This window comes from Cupriavidus malaysiensis, assembly GCF_001854325.1.
GTDB lineage: Bacteria > Pseudomonadota > Gammaproteobacteria > Burkholderiales > Burkholderiaceae > Cupriavidus > Cupriavidus malaysiensis.
This window is the reverse complement of sequence record NZ_CP017755.1, coordinates 1,405,553-1,431,424: the sequence shown is the minus strand read 5'-3', so window position 1 is coordinate 1,431,424 and position 25,872 is coordinate 1,405,553. Positions and strand designations below refer to the sequence as shown.

The 25,872-nt window shown below is 70.4% G+C and carries 25 protein-coding genes; 15 read left to right on the top strand and 10 right to left on the bottom strand.

All coding sequences use genetic code 11. The features are described from left to right. Window positions 1-73 precede the first annotated feature (73 nt). The 4 genes from BKK80_RS25965 to BKK80_RS25950 all read left to right on the top strand — a co-directional run bounded on the left by BKK80_RS25965 (window position 74) and on the right by BKK80_RS25950 (window position 4,533). On the top strand, window positions 74-1,348 hold the full coding sequence (locus BKK80_RS25965) for a CaiB/BaiF CoA transferase family protein (RefSeq protein WP_071071860.1): 1,275 nt from the start codon (window positions 74-76) through the stop codon (window positions 1,346-1,348). A 29-nt stretch (window positions 1,349-1,377) separates the two neighbouring features. Then, complete coding sequence (locus BKK80_RS25960; RefSeq protein ID WP_071073320.1) at window positions 1,378-2,421, top strand: NADPH:quinone oxidoreductase family protein; 1,044 nt, start codon at window positions 1,378-1,380, stop codon at window positions 2,419-2,421. Window positions 2,422-2,490: 69 nt separating this feature from the next. Continuing rightward, on the top strand, window positions 2,491-3,501 hold the full coding sequence (locus tag BKK80_RS25955) for a tripartite tricarboxylate transporter substrate binding protein (RefSeq protein WP_084545759.1): 1,011 nt from the start codon (window positions 2,491-2,493) through the stop codon (window positions 3,499-3,501). 93 nt (window positions 3,502-3,594) lie between these two features. Further along, the gene (locus BKK80_RS25950; RefSeq protein ID WP_071073318.1) at window positions 3,595-4,533 is read left to right on the top strand and encodes a helix-turn-helix domain-containing protein; all 939 of its coding nucleotides are present in this window, start codon (window positions 3,595-3,597) and stop codon (window positions 4,531-4,533) included. 49 nt (window positions 4,534-4,582) lie between these two features. Here BKK80_RS25950 and BKK80_RS25945 read toward each other — a convergent pair whose 3' ends face one another. The 5 genes from BKK80_RS25945 to BKK80_RS25925 all read right to left on the bottom strand — a co-directional run bounded on the left by BKK80_RS25945 (window position 4,583) and on the right by BKK80_RS25925 (window position 10,529). Beyond that, window positions 4,583-6,172, bottom strand: coding sequence for an FMN-binding glutamate synthase family protein (locus BKK80_RS25945; RefSeq protein WP_071020727.1), 1,590 nt, complete (start codon window positions 6,170-6,172; stop codon window positions 4,583-4,585). Between the two features lie 171 nt (window positions 6,173-6,343). Then, complete coding sequence (locus tag BKK80_RS25940) at window positions 6,344-6,805, bottom strand: HU family DNA-binding protein (protein WP_071020729.1); 462 nt, start codon at window positions 6,803-6,805, stop codon at window positions 6,344-6,346. 413 nt (window positions 6,806-7,218) lie between these two features. Continuing rightward, on the bottom strand, window positions 7,219-8,934 hold the full coding sequence (locus tag BKK80_RS25935) for a class I adenylate-forming enzyme family protein (RefSeq protein WP_236903962.1): 1,716 nt from the start codon (window positions 8,932-8,934) through the stop codon (window positions 7,219-7,221). A gap of 109 nt (window positions 8,935-9,043) precedes the next feature. Next, window positions 9,044-10,006, bottom strand: coding sequence for a cyclase family protein (locus BKK80_RS25930; protein ID WP_071020732.1), 963 nt, complete (start codon window positions 10,004-10,006; stop codon window positions 9,044-9,046). Between the two features lie 220 nt (window positions 10,007-10,226). After that, a complete protein-coding gene (locus BKK80_RS25925) occupies window positions 10,227-10,529 on the bottom strand; it encodes a hypothetical protein (protein WP_071020738.1) in 303 nt (100 codons plus the stop codon). A 111-nt stretch (window positions 10,530-10,640) separates the two neighbouring features. Here BKK80_RS25925 and BKK80_RS25920 point away from each other — a divergent pair, with 111 nt between their 5' ends. The 3 genes from BKK80_RS25920 to BKK80_RS25910 are packed head-to-tail and all read left to right on the top strand — an operon-like array spanning window position 10,641 to window position 13,097. After that, window positions 10,641-11,003: a PepSY domain-containing protein gene (locus BKK80_RS25920; RefSeq protein ID WP_071020740.1), complete on the top strand. Its 363-nt coding sequence runs from the start codon at window positions 10,641-10,643 to the stop codon at window positions 11,001-11,003. A 4-nt stretch (window positions 11,004-11,007) separates the two neighbouring features. Further along, complete coding sequence (locus BKK80_RS25915; RefSeq protein ID WP_071020743.1) at window positions 11,008-11,679, top strand: response regulator transcription factor; 672 nt, start codon at window positions 11,008-11,010, stop codon at window positions 11,677-11,679. Then, window positions 11,676-13,097, top strand: a complete 1,422-nt coding sequence (locus BKK80_RS25910; protein WP_232346362.1) for a sensor histidine kinase — start codon at window positions 11,676-11,678, stop codon at window positions 13,095-13,097. The genes BKK80_RS25915 and BKK80_RS25910 overlap by 4 nt, the downstream gene beginning before the upstream one ends. Window positions 13,098-13,159: 62 nt before the next feature. Here BKK80_RS25910 and BKK80_RS25905 read toward each other — a convergent pair whose 3' ends face one another. Then, the gene (locus tag BKK80_RS25905) at window positions 13,160-13,657 is read right to left on the bottom strand and encodes an Mpo1 family 2-hydroxy fatty acid dioxygenase (protein WP_071020745.1); all 498 of its coding nucleotides are present in this window, start codon (window positions 13,655-13,657) and stop codon (window positions 13,160-13,162) included. 145 nt (window positions 13,658-13,802) lie between these two features. Between BKK80_RS25905 and BKK80_RS25900 the strand changes: the two genes are divergently transcribed. From BKK80_RS25900 to BKK80_RS25880, 5 genes are all read left to right on the top strand, one after another. After that, window positions 13,803-14,546: a Crp/Fnr family transcriptional regulator gene (locus tag BKK80_RS25900; protein WP_071020748.1), complete on the top strand. Its 744-nt coding sequence runs from the start codon at window positions 13,803-13,805 to the stop codon at window positions 14,544-14,546. A gap of 60 nt (window positions 14,547-14,606) precedes the next feature. Then, window positions 14,607-15,464, top strand: coding sequence for an arylamine N-acetyltransferase family protein (locus tag BKK80_RS25895; RefSeq protein ID WP_071020750.1), 858 nt, complete (start codon window positions 14,607-14,609; stop codon window positions 15,462-15,464). 314 nt (window positions 15,465-15,778) lie between these two features. Next, the gene (locus tag BKK80_RS25890) at window positions 15,779-16,543 is read left to right on the top strand and encodes an SDR family oxidoreductase (protein WP_071020753.1); all 765 of its coding nucleotides are present in this window, start codon (window positions 15,779-15,781) and stop codon (window positions 16,541-16,543) included. 99 nt (window positions 16,544-16,642) lie between these two features. Beyond that, window positions 16,643-18,400, top strand: coding sequence for a class I adenylate-forming enzyme family protein (locus tag BKK80_RS25885; RefSeq protein WP_071071855.1), 1,758 nt, complete (start codon window positions 16,643-16,645; stop codon window positions 18,398-18,400). A gap of 94 nt (window positions 18,401-18,494) precedes the next feature. Next, window positions 18,495-19,397 (top strand): acid phosphatase, encoded by a 903-nt coding sequence (locus BKK80_RS25880; RefSeq protein WP_084085420.1) that lies wholly within the window; start codon window positions 18,495-18,497, stop codon window positions 19,395-19,397. Window positions 19,398-19,490: 93 nt separating this feature from the next. Here BKK80_RS25880 and BKK80_RS25875 read toward each other — a convergent pair whose 3' ends face one another. The 3 genes from BKK80_RS25875 to BKK80_RS25865 form a co-directional block, all read right to left on the bottom strand. Next, a complete protein-coding gene (locus BKK80_RS25875; protein ID WP_071020759.1) occupies window positions 19,491-19,961 on the bottom strand; it encodes a CreA family protein in 471 nt (156 codons plus the stop codon). Between the two features lie 10 nt (window positions 19,962-19,971). After that, window positions 19,972-20,460, bottom strand: coding sequence for an acyl-CoA thioesterase (locus tag BKK80_RS25870; RefSeq protein ID WP_071020761.1), 489 nt, complete (start codon window positions 20,458-20,460; stop codon window positions 19,972-19,974). A gap of 164 nt (window positions 20,461-20,624) precedes the next feature. After that, complete coding sequence (locus BKK80_RS25865) at window positions 20,625-20,906, bottom strand: HU family DNA-binding protein (protein ID WP_071020764.1); 282 nt, start codon at window positions 20,904-20,906, stop codon at window positions 20,625-20,627. A gap of 573 nt (window positions 20,907-21,479) precedes the next feature. On the opposite strand from BKK80_RS25865, the gene BKK80_RS25860 reads away from it, so the two are divergent. Together BKK80_RS25860 and BKK80_RS25855 are read left to right on the top strand one after the other, a co-directional pair. Then, window positions 21,480-22,682 (top strand): ammonium transporter, encoded by a 1,203-nt coding sequence (locus tag BKK80_RS25860; protein ID WP_071071853.1) that lies wholly within the window; start codon window positions 21,480-21,482, stop codon window positions 22,680-22,682. Window positions 22,683-22,882: 200 nt separating this feature from the next. Next, window positions 22,883-23,734 carry a mechanosensitive ion channel family protein gene (locus BKK80_RS25855; protein WP_071020768.1) on the top strand — a complete coding sequence of 284 codons (852 nt, stop codon included), beginning with the start codon at window positions 22,883-22,885 and terminating at the stop codon, window positions 23,732-23,734. Window positions 23,735-23,784: 50 nt separating this feature from the next. On the opposite strand, the gene BKK80_RS25850 is transcribed toward BKK80_RS25855, so the two are convergent. Further along, window positions 23,785-24,996 (bottom strand): Bcr/CflA family multidrug efflux MFS transporter, encoded by a 1,212-nt coding sequence (locus BKK80_RS25850; protein ID WP_071020770.1) that lies wholly within the window; start codon window positions 24,994-24,996, stop codon window positions 23,785-23,787. A 276-nt stretch (window positions 24,997-25,272) separates the two neighbouring features. On the opposite strand from BKK80_RS25850, the gene BKK80_RS25845 reads away from it, so the two are divergent. Then, window positions 25,273-25,848 carry a hypothetical protein gene (locus tag BKK80_RS25845; RefSeq protein ID WP_071020771.1) on the top strand — a complete coding sequence of 192 codons (576 nt, stop codon included), beginning with the start codon at window positions 25,273-25,275 and terminating at the stop codon, window positions 25,846-25,848. Window positions 25,849-25,872: the final 24 nt, after the last annotated feature.

The following is a 25,872-nucleotide window of genomic DNA, read 5'->3' as shown; positions in this document are numbered from 1 at the left end:
GCACAGGTCGGCAGATTGTTCGAAGCAGGCGCGCCGCCTAGCATAAGCCATCGTCCGCTTCCCTGATTCCGAGATGGCAACCCCTGCTGCATCCCGCGCGTTCCCTTCCCCGCCCGCCGCCTCCGAGCTGCCCTTCGCCGGCCTGCGCGTGCTCGACATCAGCCAGGGCATCGCCGGCCCCTACTGCGCGCACATCCTGTGGCAGCAGGGCGCCGAGGTGATCAAGGTGGACCCGCCCTCCGGCGACTGGGGGCGCCATGTCGGCGTGGTACGCGGCGAGCTGAGCGCGCTGGCCATCGCCTACAACGGCGGCAAGCGCGGCGTCTGCATCGATGCCGCCACCCCGGATGGACGGCGCCTGCTGCGCACGCTGGCGCGCCAGGCTGACGTCGTGGTGCAGAACTTCCGCCCGCAGGTGGCCACGCGGCTGGGGGTGGGCTACGCGGACCTGGCGGCGGAGCAGCCGGCCCTGGTCTATGTGTCGATCAGCGGCTACGGCGCCGACGGCCCCTACGCGGACCACCCCGCCTCCGACTCGGTGATGCAGGCCGACAGCGGCCTGATGTTCACCAACCGCGGCGCGGACGGCACCCCGCGCCGCGTCGGCATGCTGCTGGCCGATGCCGCCACCGGCCTGTACGCCGCGCAGGCGGCCGCGGCCGCGCTGTGCCGCCGCTTCCGGCGTGAAGCCATGCCGGCTCCGCAAGGAGCGCCATCCGGCGCGCATGTCGAGCTGAGCCTGTTCGACGCCTGCTGCGCCCTGCAGGCCAACAATATCCTTGAGTACGCGATCCAGGGCGCGGTCGCCGCCGGGCCCGTCAGCGCCCCCAATGGGGTGTTCGCCACACGCGACGGCAGCCTCAGCGTGCTGGCGCTCAACAATGCCCAGTTCAGCCGCCTGTGCCAGGCGCTGGAGCGGCCGGAATGGCTGCAGGATGCACGCTTCGCCGACAACGCCGCACGCATGGCGCACGCGCCATGGCTGCATGCCGCGGTGGCCGACTGCCTGGCCCGCCACGACACCGCGCACTGGCAGCGCGTGCTGCAGGCGCATGACGTGCTGCACGCGCCGGTGCGCGACTACCACCAGGTCCTGGACCACCCCCAGGCAGCGCAGCAGGGCAGCTTCCAGCCGCTTGCGCAGCCGGGCCTGGGCACCCTGCCTTTCGCCGGCGTGCCGGCGCGGGGCCTGCGGCGGCCGGCCGGCGCGGCACCCCGCATCGGCGAGCACACCGAGGCGGTGCTGAGCGAGGCGGGCATCGCCCCGGCACAGATCGCCGCCTGGCTGCGCGACGGCGTGGTGCGGCAGGCGCCGGCGCTGCCCGCCGCGCACGGAGACCTGGCATGAGCCCCGCCGCCGCCATCGGCCCGGACACCATGCGTGCCGTGCTGTGCGAAGCCTTCGGCCCGCCCGGATCCACCCGACTGGCCGAGGTCGCGCGCCCGCCGGCGGACGATGCGCACACCGTCACGCTGGCGGTCGAGTACGCCAGCGTCAGCCACGCCACCGGCCTGATGGTGGCCGGGCGCTACCAGACGCGGCCGCCCCTGCCCTTCGTGCCCGGCACCGAAGCGGTCGGCCGCGTCCTCTCCTGCGGCGCCGGCGTGACGCGGCTGCGTCCGGGCGACCGCGTGGTGGCCATCGCCGACTGGGGCTGCTTCGGCGAAGTGCTGCGGCTGCCCGAATACACCGTCTATCCGGTGCCCGACGCCCTCGAAGCGCTGCAGGCGCTGCCAGTGCCGCTTTCCTATGGCACCGCCTACTGCGGCCTGGTATGGCGCTGCGCGCTGCAGGCCGGCGAGACCGTGCTGGTGCTCGGCGCCGGCGCCGGCGTCGGGCTGGCGGCGGTAGAAATCGCGCACCAGCTCGGCGCCACCGTGATCGCCTGCGCCAGCACCGAGGCCAAGCGCGCCGAAGCCCTGCGGCGCGGCGCCGCTCATGCGGTGGCGCCGCAGGATCTCGCCGCCCGGGTCAAGCAACTGACGGGCGGGCGCGGCGCCGACGTGGTGGCCGACCCGGTCGGCGGCGACCTGTTCGACCAGGCCTTGCGGGCCGCCGCCGCCAACGCGCGCCTGCTCAGCATCGGCTTCGCCAGCGGGCGCGTCCCGCAGGCGCCGCTCAACCTGCTGCTGGTGAAGAACCTGACGCTGCACGGCTTCTTCGTCGGCCGCTACATCGGCTGGACACCCGCCGACGAGCGTGCCCGCCACGCCCCCGCGCTGCAGGCGGTGATGCAGACCCTGTTCGACTGGGCATGCGCGGGCCGGATCCGCCCGACCGTCTCGCAGGTGTACCCGCACGGCGGCCTGGCCGACGCGCTGCACGCGCTCGAGACGCGGCAGGTGGTGGGCAAGGTCGCGCTGCGGATCGCGGCAGACGGGCCGCCGGATACCGCGAACGATTCCCTGAAGAAGAACTAGCCCAAGGGCGAACGAGAACGAGGAGACAGCACCATGAGACAACCGACCGCGGGCGCGAGCGCCCGCTCCATGCGTCCCGGCGCGCGGCGCCGCGCGCCGGCACGGGCCTTCGCCCTGCTGGCGGCACTGGGCGCGGCGGCGCTGTTCGGCGCCGGCCCGGCCGCGGCCGCGGCCGCCGAGCCTTATCCGCAACGGCCCATCCGCCTGGTGCTGCCCTATCCGCCCGGCGGCCCGACCGACCTGCTGGCGCGCGTGGTCGCCGTGCGCATGGGCGACACGCTCGGGCAGAGCGTGGTGGTCGACAACAAGCCCGGCGCCAGCGGCATGATCGGCGCCGAAGCCGTGGCACGCGCCGTCCCGGATGGCTACACCCTGCTGGCCAATGCCTCGCTGCATGTGATCAATCCCAGCATCTACCCCAGGATGCGCTACGACGCCTTCCGCGATTTCGTGCCGGTCACCCAGCTCGCCGAGGTGCCGCTGGTGCTCGTCGTCAACGCCGATTCGCCGGTGCGCACGGTGCAGGACCTGATCGCGCTGGCCAAGGAGAAGCACGGCGCCCTCAACTTCGGCTCGGCCGGCAACGCCTCGGCGCAGCAACTCGCGGGCGAGTCCTTCAAGCTGGCCGCGCATGTGTCGATGCAGCACGTGCCCTACAAGGGCAGCTCGCCGGCGCTGACGGACCTGATGGGCGGACAGATCCAGCTGATGTTCGACTCGATGCCGTCGGCCATGCCCTTCATCAAGTCGGGCAAGCTGCGCGCGGTGGCCGTCACCACCCGCAAGCGCGCCCGCGCGCTGCCCGACGTGCCGACCGTGGCCGAGTCGGGCCTGCCCGGCTTCGACATCAGCACCTGGTACGGGCTGTGGGTGCCGCGCGGCACGCCGCCGGCGGTGGTCGAGACACTCGCCACCAACGCCGCGCAGGCGCTGCGGCAGCCGGAAGTGCAGCGCCAGTATGCCGAGATGGGAGCGGAACCGGTCGGCTCCACGCCGGCGGAATTCGCCCGCTACACCGAGGCCGAGGGCCGCAAGTGGGCCGAGATCGTGCGCCGCTCGGGGGCCAGGGCCGACCAGTGAAGCCCGCCGGGGCTCAGGCCCCGGGCCGGAGCCGATAGACAGGCGCCCTGCCGCGGCGGGACAATGGCGGCCCCGGCGCCCGTCCTTGCCGCGATGAAAACCGTACCGACCTATTCCCTCTACGGGGTCAACTCCAACGAGCCCCTGCTGGAGCAGCTGCATTTCGAATCGATCCCGGCCCGCAGCCGCGTCAACGACTGGGAAATCAAGCCGCACCGGCACGAACGCTTCTTCCAGATCCTCTATGTGCACCATGGCGGCGGCGAGGCCCTGCTCGACGAGGAACGGCTGGCGCTGGCGGAGCGCACCCTGGTGGCGGTGCCCCCGCGCTGCGTGCACGGCTTCCGCTTCACGCCGGACGTGGACGGCATCGTCATCACCATGACCGACCACTACCTGCGCAACCTGCTGGCCGGCGTGCCGGACGCGCTACCGCTGTTCGCGCGCCCCTTTCACGACCGCGTGGGCAGGATCGGGGGCACGGAGGACTCAGCGAACCCGGGCGGCCCGCTGGCGGGGGACGATGCCGTGCTGGCCGGCGCGCTCGGCCTGTTCCGCGCCGAGATACACGCCGTCTCGCTCTGGCGCGGGGCGGCGCTGGCAGCACTGCTGTCGCTGATACTGGTCGGCATCGCGCGGCGGCGGGCCGCGGCGGGGGCCGCGGAAACGGCGCCGGCCGGCGGCCGCACCGCGCGCCACTTCCGCCAGTTCCAGCAACTGCTGGAAGCCGGCTTCCGCCAGCACCAGGACGTCGCCCACTACGCCGCCGCGGTCGGGGTCACGCCGACCCAGCTGAACCGTATCTGCCAGCAGCTGGCGGGCAGCTCGGCGCTGCGCCTGATCCACTCGCGGCTGGTGGTCGAGGCCCAGCGCGACCTGCTGTACAGCGACCTCGACATCAAGCAGATCGCCGCCACGCTGGGCTACACCGATGCCGCCTACTTCGCCCGCTTCTTCATGCGGCACGTGGGGCAGACGCCGACCGCCTTCCGCCAGCAGGGCCGCGCGCGCCTGCCGGCGCCGGGTGCCTGAGCTGTGGCTCGCCGGGGCACTAAGTCGCGCCATATCGTGCCATGTCGCGCTACAGCGCGAAGCTGTCCGAACGGGCCATCGGCCAGTACTTTTCGTAGAGCTGATAGCGGTAGTTGCCGTTGAGCAGGTCGCCCGGCGCCAGGAACTTCAGCAGGTCGGACAGCAGGCGCACCTCGTTGACCGAGACCCTGCGCACGATATGGTGTGCGCGCAGGTCTGAGGGATGCTGCAAACCCGCGGCCTGCAGCAGTTCCTGCAGCGCATGCAGCGTGTGCCGGTGGAAATTGGCCACGCGCTCAGCCTTGTCGGGCACCACCACGGCGCGCTGGCGCACCGGATCCTGCGTCGCCACGCCGGTCGGGCAGCGGTCGGTATGGCACTTCTGCGCCTGCACGCAGCCCAGCGCGAACATGAAGCCGCGCGCCGAGTTGCACCAGTCGGCGCCGATCGCCAGCGTACGCGCCACGTCGAAGGCCGTCACCAGCTTGCCGCTGGCGCCGATGCGGATCTTGTCGCGCAGGTTCACGCCGAGCAGCGTGTTGTGCACCAGCAGCAGGCCTTCCTGCAGCGGCGTGCCGATATGGTCGACGAACTCGAGCGGCGCCGCGCCGGTGCCGCCTTCGGCACCGTCCACCACGATGAAGTCCGGCAGGATGCCGCTCTCCAGCATGGCCTTGACGATGCCGAAGAACTCCCAGGGATGGCCGATGCAGAGCTTGAAGCCGGTCGGCTTGCCGCCCGACAGGTCGCGCAGGCGGTCGACGAACTGCAGCAGGCCCAGCGGCGTGGAGAACTCGCTGTGGCGGGCCGGCGAGACGCAGTCCTGCCCCAGCGGCACGCCGCGCGTGGCGGCGATCTCCGGTGTCACCTTGGCGGCAGGCAGCACACCGCCGTGGCCCGGCTTGGCGCCCTGCGACAGCTTGACCTCGATCATCTTGACCTGCGGCGAGCGCGCCTGCTCGGCGAACTTGTCCGGGTCGAAGCTGCCGTCCGCGCGGCGGCAGCCGAAGTAGCCGGACGCCACCTCCCAGATCAGGTCGCCGCCTTCCTGGCGATGGTAGGGGGAAATCGAGCCCTCCCCGGTATCGTGGATGAAGCCGCCGATGCGGGCGCCCCGGTTGAGCGCGCGGATGGCATTGCCGGACAGCGCGCCGAAACTCATGGCCGAGATATTGAACACCGACAGCTGCACCGGCTGGGCGCGCTGCGGCCCCACGGTGATGCGGAAATCCGCCGAGTCGATGCGGCTCGGCGCCAGCGAATGGCCGACCCACTCGTGGCCGACCGCGCGCACGTCCAGCTCGGTGCCGAAAGGCCGGCTGTCGACCTCGCTCTTGGCACGCTGGTAGACGATGCTGCGCTGCTGCCGGGAGAAGGGCATCTCGCCGGTGTCGTCCTCGATGAAGTACTGGCGGATCTCCGGCCGCACGAATTCGAAGAAGAAGCGCAGATGGCCCCAGATCGGGTAGTTGCGCAGGATGGCGTGGCGCGACTGCAGCAGGTCGTGCAGGCCCACCAGCAGCAAGGCCGACGGCAGCACCAGCCACCAGGCGGAGGCGCGGTGCGCGGCGGCCAGGGCGGCCAGCACCGCCAGGGCCAGCACGGCCGACCACACCGCACCGTAGCGACGAGAGAACATGGGGACTCCTTGAGCGCCGGCGTGGTGCCGGCAACGCGGGCATTATCCTCTCATCGAGCCGCCGCCGCAGGCCGGAACGCGCCTCATTGCCGTTGCGATCCGGCGGCGGCGCGGCAATAAAAAAGGGAGCCGCGAGGCGGCTCCCTTTCAAGCTTGGACTGCGGAGGCGAATTACAGCGCGGCGTCCTTCAGCTTCTTCAGCGGGCGGACCTTGACCTTGACGCTGGCCGGCTTGGCCGGGAACCAGCGCTCTTCACCGGTGAACGGGTCCTTGCCGAAGCGCTTCTTCTTCGCCGGCACTTGCTGCGCGGTGACCTTCAGCAGGCCCGGCAGCGTGAATTCGCCGGCGCCCTTCTTGTGCAGCGCGCTGACGATGGTGTTTTCCAGATGGGCCAGAACCGACTTCACGGCCTTGGCTTCCAGCTGGGTCTGAGCAACCAGGTGAGCGACCAGGCTCGACTTGTTGAAGGTGTCCTTCAGCGGGCGCGGCGTCGGCGCGGCAGCAGCCGGCGCGGCCTTCTTGGCAGCAGCAGCAGCCTTCACGGGAGCCTTCACGGGAGCCTTGGTTGCCGCGGCCTTCTTGGCAGCGGGCTTGGTTGCAGTCTTCGCGGTCGGTTTCGCTTTGGTCGCCATATCGATATACGTGAGTTGAACAGAATGGTGCCGGCCGGTTCGTCGCTGCGGTGGTGCGCGGAAGCGCTTCCCGCCAACCGACGCGCCCTTGCCGGCGCCCACTGAATCATAGCGGAAACTGCGACACGTCAAGGACTTTTCGTGCATGCGGCAAGCCAAACCGGGTGAAAACCCCGTGTTTTGTCGCTGCTTTACCTCAGCAGCACACTGCGATGGACATGCGGTACCTGATTTCACCGCTGCGGCAACGCTGCGCAACGCGGCCCCACGGCGCGCGCGGACCGTGCGCAGCTTGCGGAACCGCGCGCGCAGGAGGCCGGCAACGCGCGACGGCGGCCCCCGTTGCCACCGCGCAGGCAGACGGCGCTCCGGCGCTCCGGCGCTACCCGTCCGCGCTCCCGCGGTCCGCGACGCTAGCCCCGCAGCTCTCGCCGCAGGATCTTGCCGGTCACCGTCTTCGGCAGTTCGTCGAGGATGGCGACGATGCGCGGGTACTTGTAGGCCGCCATGCGCTCCTTGCAGTAGGCCACCAGCTCTTCCGGAGTCGCCTGCGCCTGCGGTTTCAGGCTGACCACGGCCTTGACGGTTTCGCCCCGGTAGTCGTCCGGCACCCCGACCACGGCCGCCTCGCGCACCGCCGGGTGGGTGTACAGCACGTCCTCCACCTCGCGCGGCCAGACCTTGTAGCCGCCGGCGTTGATCATGTCCTTCTTGCGGTCGACCAGGTAGAACCATCCGCGCTCGTCCATGAAGCCGACGTCGCCGGTGCGGAAATAGCCGTCGACGATCGCCTTCGCGCTTTCCTGCGGCTTGTTCCAGTAGCCCGGCACGATCATCGGCCCGCGCGAGATGATCTCGCCCACCTCGCCGACCGGCAGCGGGCGGCCCTCGTCGTCGCCGATATAGGACTCGACGTTGAACGCCGGCACGCCGACCGCCAGTGCCCCGGAGGCGGGATCGACCGGCGCCTCACTGCCGAAGGGCACCACGTGGGTGGGCGAGTTGGTCTCGGTCAGGCCGTAGCCGTTGTGGATGTAGTGCCCGAAGCGGGCGCGGAAGGCCTCGACCACGCTGGGCGGGATCGGCGCCCCGCCGGAATAGATGCGCGTCAGCGTGGCGAAGTGCTCGCGCGTGGCCTGCGGGTGGTTCATCAAGGCGATGAAGACCGTGATGGAACCGATGGTGAAGGCGACGCGGTGCTCGCGGATGGCATCCAGGATCACGCCCGGCTCGAAGCGGCAGGCCAGCACCAGCGGCGCCGCGCAGATGAAGGCCGCACCGATATGCCCGACCAGCCCGGTGATATGGAACAGCGGCGCCACGCCGAGAATGGGGGCCCCCTCCTGCAATGCGATCCAGTCGCGGTAGACCTGGGCATTGAAGGCGATGTTGCCGTGGGTATTCATCGCTCCCTTGGGCACCCCGGTGGTGCCCGAGGTGTAGACCAGCATGGCGATGTCGGACGGCCCGAGCAAGACCGGCGGCGGACGGCTGCCGCGATGGGCCGCGATGACCCCGGCCAGGTCTTCGGCGCCCGCGAGCGCCTCGGCCGGCACGCGCCGCCCGCCGGCGAACAGGCGGGGATCGAGGCGCGACTGGTACTCCAGTTCGGAGGTCGTCATCACCGCCGGCTGCAGCGCCGGCTCGCCGCGTGCGGCCAGCCCGGCCAGCCCGGCCTCTTGCGCGAGCAGAGGATGCACCACCTCGGCATACAGCGACTCGTGGCAGACCAGCAGGCGCGCGCCGGAGTCGGCGAGCAGCAGGCGCAACTCGCGCGCGCGGTTCATCGGGTTCACCGGCACCGCGATGGCGCCGATCTTCCACGCCGCCACCAGGGCGATGACGAACTGGGGCACGTTCTGCAGGTAGATCGCGATGCGGTCGCCGCGCGCGCAGCCGCGCGCCAGCCAGGCGCAGGCGAGCGCGTCGGACTGGGCATCGAGTTCCGCGTAACTCAGGCTGCCGTCGAAGTAGAGGATGGCCGGCCGCTCTCCGGCACGCGCCACGGCGGCGCGGAACACGCTGAGCGCATCGGTGAAGGCGGGAGCGATGGCATGCGGCTGGCCGGCCTGGTAGCGGGCCAGCCAGGGTTTGCCGTCGTAGGGAGTGCTGCTGGGCAGGGACATCATGTGCCCTCCTGGAAGCGGACACCGCGGCGCGGCCCGGGGGCGCGCCGGCGGCGGGGAAACGCCCGGCGCGGGCGCCGGGCGCGGGACGGGGCAGGCCGTGCTGCGGCGCCTACTTGATCACCACCGGATTGACCGGCGCGCCGCTGCCGTTGACCACCTTCAGCGGCGCCGCCGTGTACAGGAAGGACCATTGGCCATCCTCGGCGCAATCGGCGGCGAGCGGGTCGAGCTGCGCGATCTCGGTCAGCGTCACGCCCAGGTTGCGCATCAGCGCATTGTGCAGCGGCAGCGCCACGCCCGAAACGGGGTCCATGGTGACCTCGTTGGCGATGGTGTCGGTCACCAGGTTGGGGATCTCCATCTTGTGGAACCACTCGACCAGCTCCGGGCTGTAGGTCAGGCCCGGCTCGATGAAGTTCTGGTAGAACTCGGTCTGGTCGCGATGGTAGAAGGAACCGATCCAGCCGGTGCGGATGATCAGGATGTCGTGCTTCTCGATGCGCACGCCCTGCGTCTCGGCGGCCTGCAGCAGGTCCTGGTGGGTGAAGGTCTCGCCGGGATCGAGCACGTCCTTGCCGCGATGGCGCGCCATGTCGATCAGCACGCCGCGCCCGACCACGCCGCGCTCGGCGATGGGCAGCACGCTGGCCTTGTCGAGGCCGCCGATGGTCGACCTGGCATCGAAGCCGTTCCACAGCTGGTCGCCGTACCACACGTGGCCCAGCGCGTCGTACTGGGTCGAGCCCTGCAGGTACATGATCATCATGTCGTCCGCGTACTCGCCTTCGCCGGGGAAGACCGGACCCTTGCCGCACAGGTAGTGGCCCTTGTCCATCACGTTGAGACGGCGCGCCTGCGCGCGGCCGGGCCAGACCGGGTCGCCCTTGGGATGGCCCATCTGGATCTGCAGCGTGAACGTCTTGCCGGAGCGCACCGCGGCGACGCCGCGCAGCACCTCCGCCTGGGTCAGGTAGTTGAGCGAACCGACTTCGTCGTCAGGCCCCCACCTGCCCCAGTTCTTCGGCGCGTCGCGCAACAGCTCTGCCACGTGTGGAACGTTCTTCGATTCCATGCCTTGTCTCCTTCCATTCGCACTTCGAGGGTAGAAACACCGCCGCAATGGTCATGTCGAGCATTCATGGCAGACCATGCGTCGGACGTATAAATTCGAACGGTCGTGCGTTTTATCGCGGTCGAGTGTAGTGCAGCCCGAGAAAGGTGTCCATGCGAGACGGCCCAGGCAGGCCGCCGTACATTCGCCATGGCGTGCAGGCATCGCTGCGCGCGCGGCGCTAGCCCTCGTCGCCGTCACGCTCATCGAGGCAGGCGGCCAGCAGCGGCCCCGCTGCCAGCGCGCCCAGCGCGATCAGCGCCAGGCTGCTGCCGCAGCGCCGCCATTCGGCCAGCACGGCGCCGAGGCCGGCATGCAGCGCGAACAGGGCGGCCACGCCGAGCAGGCTCGACAGCGCCGCCAGCGCCAGCAGCGCCTGCGTGCGGAGCGAAGCGGGTGGCGCGGCGCGGCCGTCAGGCGAACGGACGGCGCCGGGACGCGCGGCGTGAGAGATATCATGCTGGCGTGTAAGCTCTGCGGGCATGGCGGTGCGGGACGGTGGAGAGGCTTCGCAGTCTGCGCCCGCCCGCCTGAACGCCGGCTGAGCCCGCCGTTCAGCTTCCGTTCAGCGCATCCCTGGCACGCTCCTTCGCCTATGCTCCATGCCTCCCGCTTCCGCCGGCCGCCCCGGCGCCCTGCCATCCTCGCGGCCCTGCTGCTCGCGCTGTCGCTGGGCCCGTCCCTGCCCGCGCGCGCCGACAAGGACGCGGACCGCGCGCGCGCCGCCGTGCAGGCCGGCGAGATCCTGCCGCTGTCGCGCATCCTCGACACCGTCTCGCGCCAGTTCGCCGGCGATGTGATCGGCGTCAAGCTGGAGCGCGACGACGGTGCCTGGCAGTACGAAGTCAAGCTGCTGCTGCCGAACGGCTCGGTGGCCAAGCTCGAATACGATGCCCGCAGCGCGGCCCTGCTCAAGGCCAAGGGACACGGCATCGAGCAGGCCAGGAAGGGCTCCTGACATCATGCGCATCCTGCTGGTGGAAGATGAAGCCGCGCTGGCCGCGCAGGTCGGCGCCAGCCTGCGCGAGGCCGGCTATGCCGTGGACCATGCCGCCGACGGCATCGACGGCTGGCACCTGGGCAGCGAAGAGCCCTACGACGCCGTCATCCTCGACCTGGGCCTGCCGCGCCTGGACGGCTTGACCGTGCTGCGCCGCTGGCGCGCCGCGGCGGTCGCGGTGCCGGTCCTGATCCTGACCGCGCGCGACAGCTGGACCGAGAAAGTGGAAGGCATCGATGCCGGCGCCGACGACTACCTGGCCAAGCCGTTCCGCATGGAAGAGCTGCTCGCGCGCATCCGTGCGCTGATCCGGCGCGCGCACGGCATGCCGTCGCCGGAGCTGGCCTGCGGTCCCGTGCGGCTCAATGCGCGTGCCGGCACCGTGAGCGTGGACGGCGCCCCGGTCGCGCTCACCGCGCACGAGTTCAAGGTACTCGACTACCTGATGCACCATCCCGGCGCCGTGATCAGCAAGAGCACGCTGACCGAGCACATCTATGCGCAGGACTTCGATCGCGACAGCAACACCATCGAGGTCTTCGTCGGACGGCTGCGGCGCAAGCTGGGCGTCGACGTGATCGAGACCGTGCGCGGCCAGGGCTACCGCCTGCGGCCGCCACCGGAGCCGGCATGAGCGCGCCGCCGCGCGCAGGCACCGGCGCGGGCGGCCGCGCCGGCGGCATGCTGCGCCATTCGCTGGCGCTGCGCCTGCTGGCCGTGGCGGCGGTGTGGCTGGTGGCGGCGCTGGGCGGCACCGGCTGGCTGTTGTCGGCCCTGTTCGCACGCCATGTCGACCAGACCTACGTGCGCCAGCTCGAACACCAGCTCAGCAGCCTGGCCGCCGCCCTCGACTGGGACGGCGGGCACCTGGTCCTGACCCGCGCGCCGGCCGACCCGCGCTACGAGCTGCCGTATTCGGGCGCCTACTGGCAGGCCCGTGCCGGCAAGGCGCTGCTGCGCTCGCGCTCGCTGTGGGATACGGAAATGCCGGCCGCCGCCACCCGCCGGGTGGATGGCACCACCGCCGACGTGCGGCCGGGGCCGGAGGGCCAATCGCTGCTGGTGGTGGCGCGGCGCATCGTGCTGGCATCGGCCGACACGCCGGTCGAGCTGGCCGTGGCACTGGACCGCACCGAGTTGCGCACCGCGCGCCAGGCCTTCAACCGGATGCTGTGGTGGTCGCTGACGGCACTCGGCGCCGGCCTGCTGCTCGCGGTGGCGGCACAGGTGAAATTCGGCCTGGCGCCGCTGGCGCGCTTGCGACAGGCCCTGGCCGGCATGCAGGCGCGCCGCGAGAGCCGCCTCGGCGGCGCCTGGCCGAGCGAGGTCGAACCGCTGGTGCGCGAGATCAACGCGCTGCTGGCGCACAATGCCCAGGCGCTGGAGCGCACGCGCCGGCAGGCGGCGGATCTCGCCCACGCGGTCAAGACACCGCTGGCCGTGCTGGCCAACGACGCGGACGCGCTGCCCGGCGCGGCGGCGGCATCCGCGCGGCGGCAGATCGAAGCAATGCGGCGCCAGGTGGAACGGCACCTGGCGCGCGCACGCGCTGCCGGCGCGGCCGCCTCGCGCGGCACGCGCATCGACGCCGCCGCGGCAGCCGCCGAACTGGCGCGCGCGCTGGGCCGCCTGCACGCGGCGAAGGGACTCGAGATCGCGGTGGACGGCAGCGGGCATTTCGCCGGCGACCGGCAAGACCTGCTGGAAATGCTGGGCAACCTGTTCGACAACGCCTGCCAGTGGGCGCACTCGCGCGTGCGGGTCTCGCTGTCGGAGTCCGGCGCGGAGTCCGGTGCGGCCCCTGCCGGCACCGTGGACAATGCCACCGCCGGGGCCATGCTGCAGGTGCTGGTGGAAGACGACGGCCCCGGCATGCCGCCCGAGGCGCGCGCCCTGGCCACCGAGCGCTTCGGCCGCCTCGACGAGAGCGCCGCCGGCAGCGGCCTGGGCCTGGCCATCGTGACCGAGGTGGCCGGCCTCTACGGCGGCCGCCTGACGCTGGACAGCAGCCCGCTCGGCGGGCTCGCCGCGCGCCTGACGTTGCCTGCCTGACGTTATCTACCTGAAGCGGCTGGCATGCTGCGAACCGGCCGGCGCGCTGCGCCGCCGGCCGCTCAGTGCGCGCGTGCCTCCATCGCTGCGCGCGTCTCGCGCGCCAGCCCCAGCCAGAAGGCGGCCTCGGCCACCAGGAACAGCGGCCCCACGATCAGTCCCGTCAGGTCGTCGACGAAAGCGGGCTTGCGCCCCTCGTAGTAATGGCCGACGAACTGGATGATCCAGCCCACCACGAACAGGCCGATGCCTGCCGCCAGCCATTGTGCCGTGGGCAGACCCGCCAGCCAGGCGCCGGCCTGCAGGAAGCCGCCGAGCAGGACCAGCATGGCCAGGCCGAAGCCGAGCGAAAGGCGCAGGTAGAACAGGCAGGACAGTGCGTACACCACCATGGCCGGCGTCACGAAGGCCGAGCCGTCGCCCAGCGCCAGCGCCGGCCGGCCCAGCAGGGTGGTCACGGACAGCACGATCATCGGTATGCCGACGAAATGCGTCAGCACGTTGCGCGGATCGCGATGGTAGGCGGCATAGCCGGCCAGGTGCTCGATCAGTGTCTTCATCCAGGTCTCCTTGAGGCTCGGCGCGGTCCCGCCGGGATCGGAAGCGGGCGCGCCATTCGGGCTGGCCGTATAGTATTAGGCAGCACCGGCCGGGTCTGTCCGGTTTTTGACAGTTGCCCGGCCGCCAAGACTGGAGATATCGACCATGGGCATCGCATCGCAGCCCACCCGTTCACGGCCCCCGCATCCCACCCTGGCGCCGCCGGCATTCGCTACCGTGCAGGAAGGCGCCTGGTTCCGCACCCTGCCCGCGCCCTTGCGCGAGGCACTGCTCGAAGATGCCGCCACGCGCTCGCTCGCCCCCGGCCAGGCGCTGTTCTCGCGCGGCGACCCGTTCGACGGCCTCTACTGCGTGCTGAGCGGGACCGTGCAGGTCGATGCCGTCAGCGCTGCCGGCAAGGCCGCCCTGCTGGGGCTGCTGGAAGCGGGCACCTGGTTCGGCGAGATCTGCTTGTTCGACGGCCTGCAGCGCACCCACGACGCGCACGCCGTCAGCGCCGCCAGCGTGTTGCTGGTGCCGCGCGAGAAGCTGCTGCGGCGGCTGCAGGCCCACCCCGAGTGGTGGCCGGAATTCGGCCGGCTGCTGGCGGCCAAGACACGCCAGGCCTTCCGTTTCGTCGAGGAGGCGCAGTTGCTGGCGCCGCTGGCGCGCACCGCGCGCCGGCTGGCCGCGCTGGCCCAGGGCAATGGCGGCGGCACCGGCGCAAGCCAGGCGGCGCCGGCCCCGCGCACCCTGCGCATCCCGCAGGAACAACTCGCGCAGATGCTCGGCCTGTCGCGCCAGACCGTCAACCAGGCCCTGCGCGACCTGGAAGCGCGCGGCCTGCTGCGCCTGCACTACGCCGGCATCGAGCTGCTCGACCCGGATGCGCTGGCGGCGCTCGGCTAGGCGACACGCCGCCCGCCCCCTGCACGCGCCCCTGCGCTGCCGCTCAACGTTCCCGCCGCCATGACGACACTCGACCCCGCCCGCCTGCGCGCCTACCTCACCCGCGTCGGCATCGATGCACCGGCACGGGCCGAGCGCGACGCGCTCGATGCGCTGATCGCCGCGCAGCTCGCGGCCATCCCCTTCGAGAACATCGACCCCTTGCTGCGCCGGCCCGTCGCCATCGATGCCGACAGCGTGTTCGACAAGCTGGTGACACGCGCACGCGGCGGCTACTGTTTCGAACTGAACACGCTGCTGGCCGCCGCGCTCGAGGCGCTCGGCTTCCGCGTCACGCCGCTGGCGGCGCGTGTGCGCTGGCAGGTGCCGCCGGACCGGCTGACGCTGCAGACACACATGCTGCTGCGCGTCGAAGCGGCGCACCGCAGCTACATCGTCGACGTCGGCTTCGGCGGCCCGACGCCGGACCGCGCGCTGCCGCTCGACGGCGAGCGCGACGACACCCGGCCCTATCGCCTGGCCGCGGTGCCGGCATCGGCCGCGACCGGCGCCTACCCGGCCTTCGATCTCGAAGCGCGCGGCGACGGCGGCTGGCGCCAGGTCTACCGCTTCGACCTCGCACCGCAGCATTGGCTCGATTTCGTGCCGCGCAACTGGTACGTCGCCACGCATCCCGACAGCATCTTCCTGCGCCGCCTGATGGTGGCACGCACCGAGGGCAGCACCCGTCTCACGCTGGGCGATGGCGAATTCGCCGCCCGCGCCGCCGACGGCAGCGTGCAGCGCGAGCGGCTGGCGGATGCGCAGGCGGTGCTGGACGTGCTGGACACGCGCTTCGGCATCGTGCTGGACGCCGCCAGCCGCGCCGGACTGGCGCAGGCGCTGCCGGCCTTGCTGGCCGGCGGCCGCCCGGCCTGACGAGGCGGGGATTCCCGCACGTCCCGATGCGCTCCGGCAGGTCCCGACGCGGCCCGCCCGGGGCGCGCGGGCCGGCGTGTCCTGCACTGCAGGCGGCACCATGCACCGCGCGCATTGCCGGCAAAAAGAATGCTGATATGCGCGCCGCCGCGCGCCCGCGGCTGTGGACTGGGCCGCGCCGCCTCACACATAATGTACCGGTCGGTAAGGCAGTGCCCCGCGGCGTCGCCGACGCCGGGCCATCGCCGACCAATCCAAGCGGAAAGCCAGCAGCGCCGCCCTGACGGGACGGCCGCGCATCATCAGGAGACAACATGTCATTGTTTGATCTGACGGGCAAGGTTGCCATCGTCACGGGCTCGTCGCGCGGCATCGGCCGCGCCATCGCGGAGCAACTGGCCGTGCAGGGAGCCAAGGTAGTCATTTCCTCGCGCAAGGCAGAGGCCTGCCAGGAAGTCTGCGATGCCATCAACGCGCGCCACGGCGCCGGCACCGCCATCGTCGTGCCCGCCAATATCTCCTCCAAGGAAGACCTGCAGAACCTGGTCGACGAGACCAACCGCGCCTTCGGCAAGATCGACGTGCTGGTCTGCAACGCCGCCTCCAACCCCTACTTCGGCCCGATGGCCGGCGTCAGCGACGACCAGTTCCGCAAGGTGCTGGACAACAACGTCATCTCCAACCACTGGCTGATCCAGATGGTGGCGCCGCAGATGATCGAGCGCAAGGACGGCTCCATCATCATCGTCTCGTCGATCGGCGGCCTGCGCGGCTCGCCCACCATCGGCGTCTACAACATCTCCAAGGCCGCCGACTTCCAGCTCGCGCGCAATCTCGCGGTCGAGTTCGGCCCGCACAATGTGCGCGTCAACTGCATCGCCCCGGGACTGATCAAGACCGACTTCGCCCGGGCCCTGTGGGAGGATCCCGAGCGCTACAAGCAATCCACCCAGGGCGCGCCGCTGCGCCGCATCGGTGAGCCGGTGGAGATCGCCGGCGCGGCCTGCTACCTGGCCTCGCCGGCCAGTTCCTTCATGACCGGGCAGGCCCTGGTCGTCGACGGCGGCGTCACCATCTGATCCCTGATCCGGGCAGTCCCGCAGCGGCGGCCCGGCGCACCGGGCCCCGCGCCCGCGTGCCCGGCCCCATCCAACCTGCCTGCAGACAGGGAGGCAGTCATGACTAGCCCTTCGCCCGCCGGCGCCTGGCCGGCCATCAGCCTGGCCGAGGCGCACGCGCGCCTGACCGCGCCCGGTGCCCCGTTCGAAACCGAAACGGTGACGGTACGCGGAATACCCGTCACCACCTGGAAGAACGCGCCGCCGACGCTGCGCGAGCTGTTCCTGCTGGGCCGCAGCCACGGCGACAAGACCTTCGTCGTCTACGAGGACGAGCGCGTTTCCTATGAAGCCTTCGCCCGCGCCGCGCTGACCGTGGCCGATGCGCTGGTGCGCGACGGCGTGCGCAAGGGCGACCGCGTGGCCCTGGCCATGCGCAACCTGCCCGAGTGGCCGGTTGCCTTCTATGGCGCACTGCTCACCGGCGCCATCGTCACGCCGCTCAATGCCTGGTGGACCGGCGCCGAGCTGGAATATGGCCTGGCCGACTCGGGCAGCCGCGTCGCCATCGTCGATGCGGAGCGCCTGGAGCGCATCGCGCCGCATCTCGGCGCCTGTCCCGCGCTGCAGAAGATCTACGTCTCGCGCAGCGAAGACGCGCTGCCTGCATTGCCGGCCGGCGTGCAGGTGCGCGCGCTGGAGTCGCTGCTCGGCCCGGCGTCCGACTGGCAGGGCCTGCCGCCCTGCGCGCCGCCGGACATTGCGCTCGCGCCGGACGACGACGCCACCATCTTCTACACCTCGGGGACCACCGGCAAACCCAAGGGCGCCATCGGTACCCACCGCAACGCCAGCGTGGTGGCAATGGCGGGCCTGCTCAGCCCGATGCGCAACTTCCTGCGCCGCGGCGAGCCGATCCCCACGCCGGATCCCAAAGCTGCGCAGAAGGGCTCGCTGCTGTCGGTCCCCTTCTTCCACGTGACCGGCTGCATGGCGGTGCTCAATGCCACCATCGCCAGCGGCGGCAAGATCGTGCTGATGCACCGCTGGGACCCGGTGCGCGCGATGGGGCTGATCGAGCGCGAGCGTTGCACCGCGGCCGGCGGTGTGCCGACCATCGCCTGGCAGATCATCGAACATCCCGAGCGTGCGCGCTTCGACCTGTCTTCCCTGGAAAACGTCAACTACGGCGGTGCGCCGGCCTCGGCGGAACTGGTACGGCGCATCAAGGAAGTCTTCCCGGCTTCCGCGCCCGGCATCGGCTGGGGCATGACGGAAACCTCGGCCACCTTCACCAGCCACAGCGCGGAAGAGTACGTGCACCGGCCGGAAAGCGCCGGTCCGGCGCTGCCCATCGGCGAGATGAAGATCGTCGACGAGATGGGCAAGGCCTTGCCGCCCGGGCAGGCCGGCGAACTGTGGGTACGCGGCGCCAACGTCGTGCGCGGTTACTGGAACAAGCCGGAAGCCACGGCCCAGACCTTCGTCGACGGCTGGCTCAAGACCGGCGATATCGCGCGCCTGGACGAGGAGGGCTATCTCTACATCATCGATCGCATGAAGGACATGCTGATCCGTGGCGGCGAGAACATCTACTGCATCGAGGTGGAAAGCGCCCTGTACTCCCATCCGGCGGTGATGGACGCTGCCGTGGTCGGCATCCCGCACAAGACGCTCGGCGAGGAGCCCGGCGCGGTGGTCAGCCTCAAGCCGGATGCCGGCGTCAGCGAGGCCGAACTGCAGGACTACCTGCGCGAGCGGCTGGCGGCCTTCAAGGTGCCGGTGCGTATCCTGTTCTGTCCCGATATGCTGCCGCGCAATGCCAATGGCAAGATCCTGAAGTCCACGCTGCGGGCCATGTTCGGGCCGGCAGCCTGAGACCGCCCCGCCCTCCTGCCGCCCGGCTCGCGACGGGCCCGGCGGCAGGCCGGGAACAAGAACAAAAACAGGAAGTAGAAAGGAGACCACCCCGATGCCATCACTCCCCGCGACGATAACGCCGCCGCAGCCGGTCCGCCCCCGCCCTGCCGGCGCGGCGCTGGCGCTGCTCGGCGCCGCCGCCCTGCTGGCCCTGGGCGGCTGTGCCGCCGGCCCCGGTGCCGCTGGCAGCCCGATCGGACAGGTTCCCGAAATCCGCCCGGGCATCCTGGCCGGCTACCTGCCGCGCCAGGACCTGCCCGACAGCCTGGTGCTGGTGCCCCCGCCGCCCGCGCCGGGCTCCGCCGCCCAGGCGCTCGACGACGACATCGCGCGCCGCGCCACCGCGCTGCGCGGCAGCGCGCGCTGGCAACTTGCGAGCGAGGACGCCGAGCTCGGCTTCCCGAAGGCGGCCGGCGCCTTCAGCTGCGTGCTGGGGGCCCCGGTCAACGCCCAGGACACGCCGCACCTCTACCTGCTGCTGCGCCGCACGCTGGCCGATGCCGGACTGGCAACCTACCGCGCCAAGGACCAATACCAGCGCAAGCGGCCGTTCATGGTCAACGGGCAGCCGACCTGCACGCCGCAGGAAGAGGCCAAGCTCGTCAAGGACGGCTCCTATCCCTCCGGCCACAATGCGGTCGGCTGGGCCTGGGCGCTGGTGCTAGCCGAAGTGGCGCCGGAACGCGCCACCGCCATCCTCGCGCGCGGGCGCGCCTTCGGCGACAGCCGCCTGGTCTGCAATGTCCACTGGCAGAGCGACGCCAATGCCGGCCGCGTGATGGGTGCCGCTGCGGTCGCGCGCCTGCATGCCGACCCGGTGTTCCGCGCCGACCTGGCGCTGGCGCGGCAGGAACTGGCCGCCGCGCGCACGCGCGGCCTGGCGCCGGAGCGCGACTGCGCCGTGGAAGCTGCCGCCATGGCACAGTGGCCCGCTGCGGCGCCGGCAGGCCAATAAAGGGCGACGGGATGGGACGGACGGCGGCACCCGCCGGCGCGCCCCCCCCCCCAATGGCAGGAAGCGCCGGCGCGCGATGGCCCTGCCGACCGGCTATTTGACCGGGATCGGCGTGGCCGCTTCGACCGGCACCGCGGTGACGCTGTTCTGCGGGCTGCCACTGACGATGCGGTCGGAATAGGTCAGGTAGACCAGGGTGTTGCGCTTGCGGTCGACCGCGCGCACCACGTGCAAGGTCTTGAACAGGATGGACATCCGCTCCGAGAACACATTGTCCTGCTGGCGCAGCGGTGCCTTGAAGGCGATCGGCCCGACCTGGCGGCAGGCGATCGAGGCCTCCGGCGGATCCTCGGCCATGCCCAGCGTGCCCTTGATGCCGCCGGTGCGCGCACGCGAGACATAGCAGGTGACGCCGGCCACCTGCGGATCGTCATAAGCCTCGATGACGACCTTGTCGGAACCGGTCACGCGGAAATTGGTGCTGACGCTGCCGATCTCCTCGGCCTGCGCCGCCGCGGCCGCCAGCAGGAAGCCGGCGGCCAGCACGCTGGCAATGGTGCGCATCGCGTCTCCCTCAGGCCGCCGGGGCGGCCTTGATCTGGTGCTGGCGCGCCTCCATTTCCTGGCGCAGCGCGCGCCGCTGCTGAGCGGCGGCGAAGCGCTCGCGCTCGACCTTGTCGCGGGGCTGCAGCGGCGGCACCTCGGTCGGCTTGCCGTCGTCGTCGACCGCCACCATGGTGAAATAGCAGCTGTTGGTGTGGCGCACCAGCTTGCTGCGGATGTTCTCGGTCACCACCTTGATGCCGATCTCCATCGAGCTGCGCCCGGTGAAGTTGACCGCCGCCAGGAAGGTCACCAGTTCGCCTACGTGGATGGGCTGGCGGAAGGTCACCTGGTCCACCGAGAGGGTGACCACGTAGCTGCCGGCATAGCGGCTGGCACAGGCATAGGCCACCATGTCGAGATACTTCAGGATCGTGCCTCCGTGCACATTGCCGGAGAAATTGGCCATGTCCGGCGTCATCAGCACGGTCATGGAAAGCTGGTGGGGCAATTCGTTCATGATGCTACCTGGTGCCAAGGAAAGGTCGGCGCCCGCAGGGCGCGGCCCGGCCAGTGTACCGCCGGAACAGGCTGCCGGCCGTGACACGGCGCGGCGTCATCGCGCCGCAAAATGAAAAGCGGCCGCAAAGGCCGCTCTATCGCGAAGCATGAACCGCGGACGGCTTACTTCTTCTTGTTCACAGCGTCCTTGAAGCCTTGACCAGCCGCGAACTTGACCGTCTTCGCAGCCGGAATCTTGATCGTCTCGCCGGTGCGCGGGTTACGGCCGGTGCGCGCTGCGCGCTTGCCCGAGCTGAAGCTGCCGAAGCCCACCAGCGTCACTGAGTCACCCTTGGAGACTGCCTTCTTGATATTGTCCAGCGCGGCATTCAGCGCGCGCTCTGCTGCAGCATTGCTCAGTTCCGCGTCCGCGGCGATGGCAGATACCAGTTCACCTTTATTCATGGCTGATTTCCCTTGTTGGTCGTCTTCACCGGCCCCGCCTCCAGGCGGCAGTTCACCGATCGGCGCAGTCTAATCTGCCCTTTGCGCCGAGAGCAATCCCCAGTGGCACCGACGCAACGAAAAAAACCCGCAAATCCTTCGCCGGCGCGCCTTTGTAGCGGATTTAGGCAGCTGGCAGGGCTATTCGCACGCGTCCCGGAATGCAAACAATGGCAATGACGCCGGCATGATCGGCGCCTCCGGTGCGACCGATGCCGCCGATGCGTCCGCCGATGAACGCAGGCCATGCGTCTCCCCGCCTGGTCTGGTCTCCCCGTCGGCGGCCATGCACCGGACCGGCTCCGGCGCGCCCGGCGCACGCCCCATTCTGGCGCCGCGCCCCGATTAGGTGCACAAAGCCAAAGCAGGCCGCTCCGAATCGGTGCGCACGGACCCGCCTCGATGCGGCGGCTTGTCCCGGGACTTCCGCCACACCCCCCACTACGGTGCGTCCGCACCATGCCATGGTGCGACCGGCCCCAACTTGGAACGCTTTTTGCATACCCATGCGCCTATTTTGAGCATGAGGGACTCATGGACAACTGGAAGAGCGGCACCGACGCCCTGTTCATCCTGCTAGGCGCGATCATGGTGCTGGCCATGCACGCCGGCTTCGCCTTTCTCGAACTGGGCACGGTACGGAAGAAAAACCAGGTCAACGCCCTGGTCAAAATCCTGGTGGATTTCGCGGTTTCCACTATTGCGTATTTTTTCATCGGCTATACGGTGGCCTATGGCGTGAATTTCATGGTCGGCGCCGACGTGCTGGCACAGAAAAGCGGCTATGAACTGGTGAAATTCTTCTTCCTGGCCACCTTTGCCGCGGCCATCCCGGCGATTATCTCGGGCGGCATTGCCGAGCGCTCCCGTTTCACGCCCCAGTTGATGGCCACCTTCGTACTGGTCGGATTCGTCTACCCCTTCTTCGAAGGCATCGCCTGGAACCAGCGCCTGGGCGTCCAGCAATGGATCACCACGCTGACCGGCGTGCCCTTCCATGACTTCGCCGGCTCGGTCGTGGTGCACGCCGTGGGCGGCTGGATCGCGCTGCCCGCCGTGCTGCTGCTGGGCGCGCGGCGCGGCCGCTACCAGAAAGATGGGCGCATCAGCGCGCATCCGCCGTCGAACATCCCGTTTCTCGCGCTGGGCGCCTGGGTGCTGGCGGTGGGCTGGTTCGGCTTCAACGTGATGAGCGCGCAGAGCATCGACAAGATCAGCGGGCTGGTCGCCATCAATTCGCTGATGGCCATGGTGGGCGGCACCCTGGCTGCCTGGTGGGCCGGGCGCAACGATCCGGGCTTCGCCTACAACGGCCCGCTGGCCGGCCTGGTGGCGGTCTGCGCCGGCTCGGACCTGATGCACCCGCTGGGCGCGCTGGCCACCGGCGCGGTTGCCGGTGTGCTGTTCGTCTACCTGTTCACGCTGGCGCAGAACAAATGGCATATCGACGATGTGCTCGGCGTATGGCCCCTGCACGGTCTGTGCGGGGCCTGGGGCGGCATCGCCGCCGGCATCTTCGGTGCCCGCGCGCTGGGCGGCATCGGCGGCGTATCGCTGCTGGCCCAACTGATCGGCACGGTACTGGGCATCGTCATCGCCCTGGTCGGCGGCACGGTGGTCTATGGCACGCTGAAGAAGTTCGTCGGCATCCGGCTCGATCCCGAGGCCGAATACAACGGCGCCGATCTGTCGCTGCACCGCATCTCCGCCACCGCGGAGCGTGAGACCAACTGGTAAACGAGAACCGGCAGACAAAGGCAGGCAGGCGCCGGGCGGCGGCAGGCCGCCCGGCGCCTTACCATTGTTTGCTTGAACTTCCGATTTTGGCAGCGCAATAATGATTTTTGCCTGCCCGGCACCGCCGCGGCAGGCAGGAATCCGCATCGATCCGCCGATCCGGGATCGATCTCTGTCCAGCCAGCCGGGAGAACACGCCAATGGATGCCGCAACGCTGCAGAAATTTCAGGAAACGGTTACCGCCTACGCCACCGAGTTCGGCGTCAAGATACTCTCCGCCCTCGCCTTCTGGATCGTCGGCCGCTGGCTGATCCACTTCGTCGTCGGCCTGGTGCAGAAATCCCTGTCGCGCCAGAAGGTCGATTCCACCCTGCTGCGCTACGTCGGCTCCATCGTCACCGTCACGCTCAACGTCGTGCTGGTGATCGGCATCCTCGGCTACTTCGGCATCCAGACCACCACCTTCGCCGCGCTGATCGCCGCCGCCGGCGTCGCCATCGGCATGGCCTGGTCCGGCCTGATGGCCAACTTCGCCGCCGGCGCCTTCCTGATCGTGCTGCGCCCCTTCAAGGTCGGCGACTTCGTCACCGTCGGCGGCATCACCGGCACGGTCAAGGAGATCGGCCTGTTCTCCACCACGCTCGATACGCCCGACAACGTGCTGACGGTAGTCGGCAACAACAAGATCTTCGCCGACACCATCCAGAACTTCAGCGCCAACCCCTACCGCCGCGTCGAACTCAAGGCCCAGCTCGCCGGCAGCACCGACCCGGCCGCAGCGGCCGCGCTGCTCAAGGCACGCCTCGCCGCCATCCCCAACGTGCTGGCGGAGCCGCCGGTCGACGTGGAAATCCTGGAGTTCACGCTGGTGGGACCGGTGCTGGCGGTACGGCCCTACTGCAACAACGACCACTACTGGCAGGTCTATTTCGACACCAACCGCGTGATCCGCGACACCTTCGGCCAGGCCGGCTTCGCGGCACCGATGCCGGCGCAGATGGTGGTGGTCCAGAACGGCGCCGCCGCGGTACCGGTACAGGCCGCGGCCTGAGCCTGCGGGCCCGCGCCAAACGCGCGTTCGACTTACCCGGCGCGCCCCCGTCAGGGGTGCCCTGCCCCGCGGCATCCGTAGGCGCGCATCAGCACGGCACCCACGCCACACACGCCCATCACCACCGCCAGCGGCAGTGCCGTGCCGTCATGCCACAGGCTGACCGCGGCGCCCGCCAGCGTTCCCAGCGAGAACTGCAGCGTACCCATCAGTGCCGAGGCCGTGCCGGCGCGATGGCCCTGGTGGGCCAGCGACATGGCCGAGGCATTGGGCAGGATGCAGCCCAGCGCGGCGATGAAGAGGAAGAAGCCCGCCAGCAGCACCGGCAGCGTGGCCCAGCCCGCGAGGCTGGCGCCGGCCAGTCCCAGGCCCGCCGCGCAGGGCACCAGCAAGGCGCCGCGCAGGACGCGGTCCAGCGGCCTGCCGCGCACCAGCCGCGCATTGCACTGGGACATGGCGATCAGGCCGAAGGCGTTGGCGCCGAAGACGAAACCGTAGTGCGAGGGCGCGATGCCGTGCAGCTCGATCAGCACGAAGGGGGATCCGGCGATATAGGCGAACATCCCGGCCTGGGCAAAACCGGCGGACAAGGAGTAGCCGAGGAACTCGCGGTCGCGCAGCAGTTCGCCATAGCCGGCGAGCACATGGCCGAGCCGCAGCGGCGCTGCACGCGCCGGATCCAGCGACTCCTCCATGCGCAGGTGCACCAGCCACAGGATGGACAGGCTCGCCGCCACCAGCACCCAGAAGATCGCACGCCAGCCCAGCGTCTGCAGGATGAAGCCGCCGAGGATGGGCGCCAGGATCGGCGCCAGCCCCATCACCAGCATCAGCGAGGAAAAGGCGCGCGCCGACTCGTGCGCCGCCAGCCGGTCGCGGATCACCGCGCGCGCTACCACCATGCCGGCACAGCCGCCGAGCGCCTGCAGGAAGCGGAACAGCATCAGCGCCTCGACATCGCGCGCCAGCGCGCAACCGGCTGCCGCGGCCGCGTACAGGCCGAGCCCGACATACAGCGGCGGCTTGCGTCCGTAGCGGTCGCTCAAGGGGCCGTAGAAGGCCTGGCCGAGCGCCAGGCCGACCAGGAAGGTGCCCAGGGTCAACTGGATGCGGCCGATGTCGACGCCGAGATCGGCCGACAGCGTCGGGAAGCTCGGCAGATACATGTCGATGGACAGCGGAGCGAGCGCCGTCAGCGAGGCGCAGACCAGCAGCCAGAGGGGGAAGCGCGCGGCCTGCTGCGCGCTGGCGGAAGACGTCATAGCGGGAACCCTGCAATCGGTTGGCCGCGGCGGGCAGGCACGCCCGCACGCATGGTGCGAAGCCGCAATTGTTGCACAGCATAACGAAACCGGCAGGAGAAGAGCTGTCCACGCGATGCCGCCCCGTCGCCGCCGATCCCATGTGTGGCGCGGCTTTCACGGCAGGCGGGCGGAAGGGTACAATGCGGCCTGTCGACGACGCTGTGGCCGACGACCGCACTGCCATATGAGCTTGGCCGGCGGTTGACGGCCCTGGTCCGGGCAACGTTTTTCTGCATGAGAACAAGACAAACGCCGCTCCTCGCTGTGCTCGGCCTGGCCGCTTCGCTGGCACCGGGGCCCTGGATGCCGCCCGCTGCGGCGGCCCCCGCCGCAGCCCGGCCGCAGGCCGCCTCGCAGCCGCCGGCGGACGAAGCCGAACCGCTGGCGCGCATGCTCAAGGGTGCCGCCACGGGCCAGAACACCGGCGCGGCGGGCGTGCCCGAACTGCTGCGCAATACCAACCGGCCCGACAGCGTGCTGGCGCGTGCCTGCCGCCAGCTCAACGATGCGCTGCCGATCGACATCGATGCCGAGACCCGCTTGCGGCGCTGCCAGACGGTGCCGGGCAAGCATGTGCTGTTCCAGCTCGAACTGACCAACTACCGCGGCCCGATGCTCGACCTTGCCAGCTTCGAGGTGAACTACGCCGCGCCCCTGCAGCGCAATATCTGCGCCAACCGTGACGTCGAGATCCTGACCAAGCTCGGGATCAGCATGATGTTCCGCTACATGACGCGCAACGAGCGCGGCGAGCGCCGCGTCGGCGACGTCTACATCAGCGCACCGATCTGCGCGACGGCGCAGCGCTGAGGCTGCTCGACCACTGGAACGCCG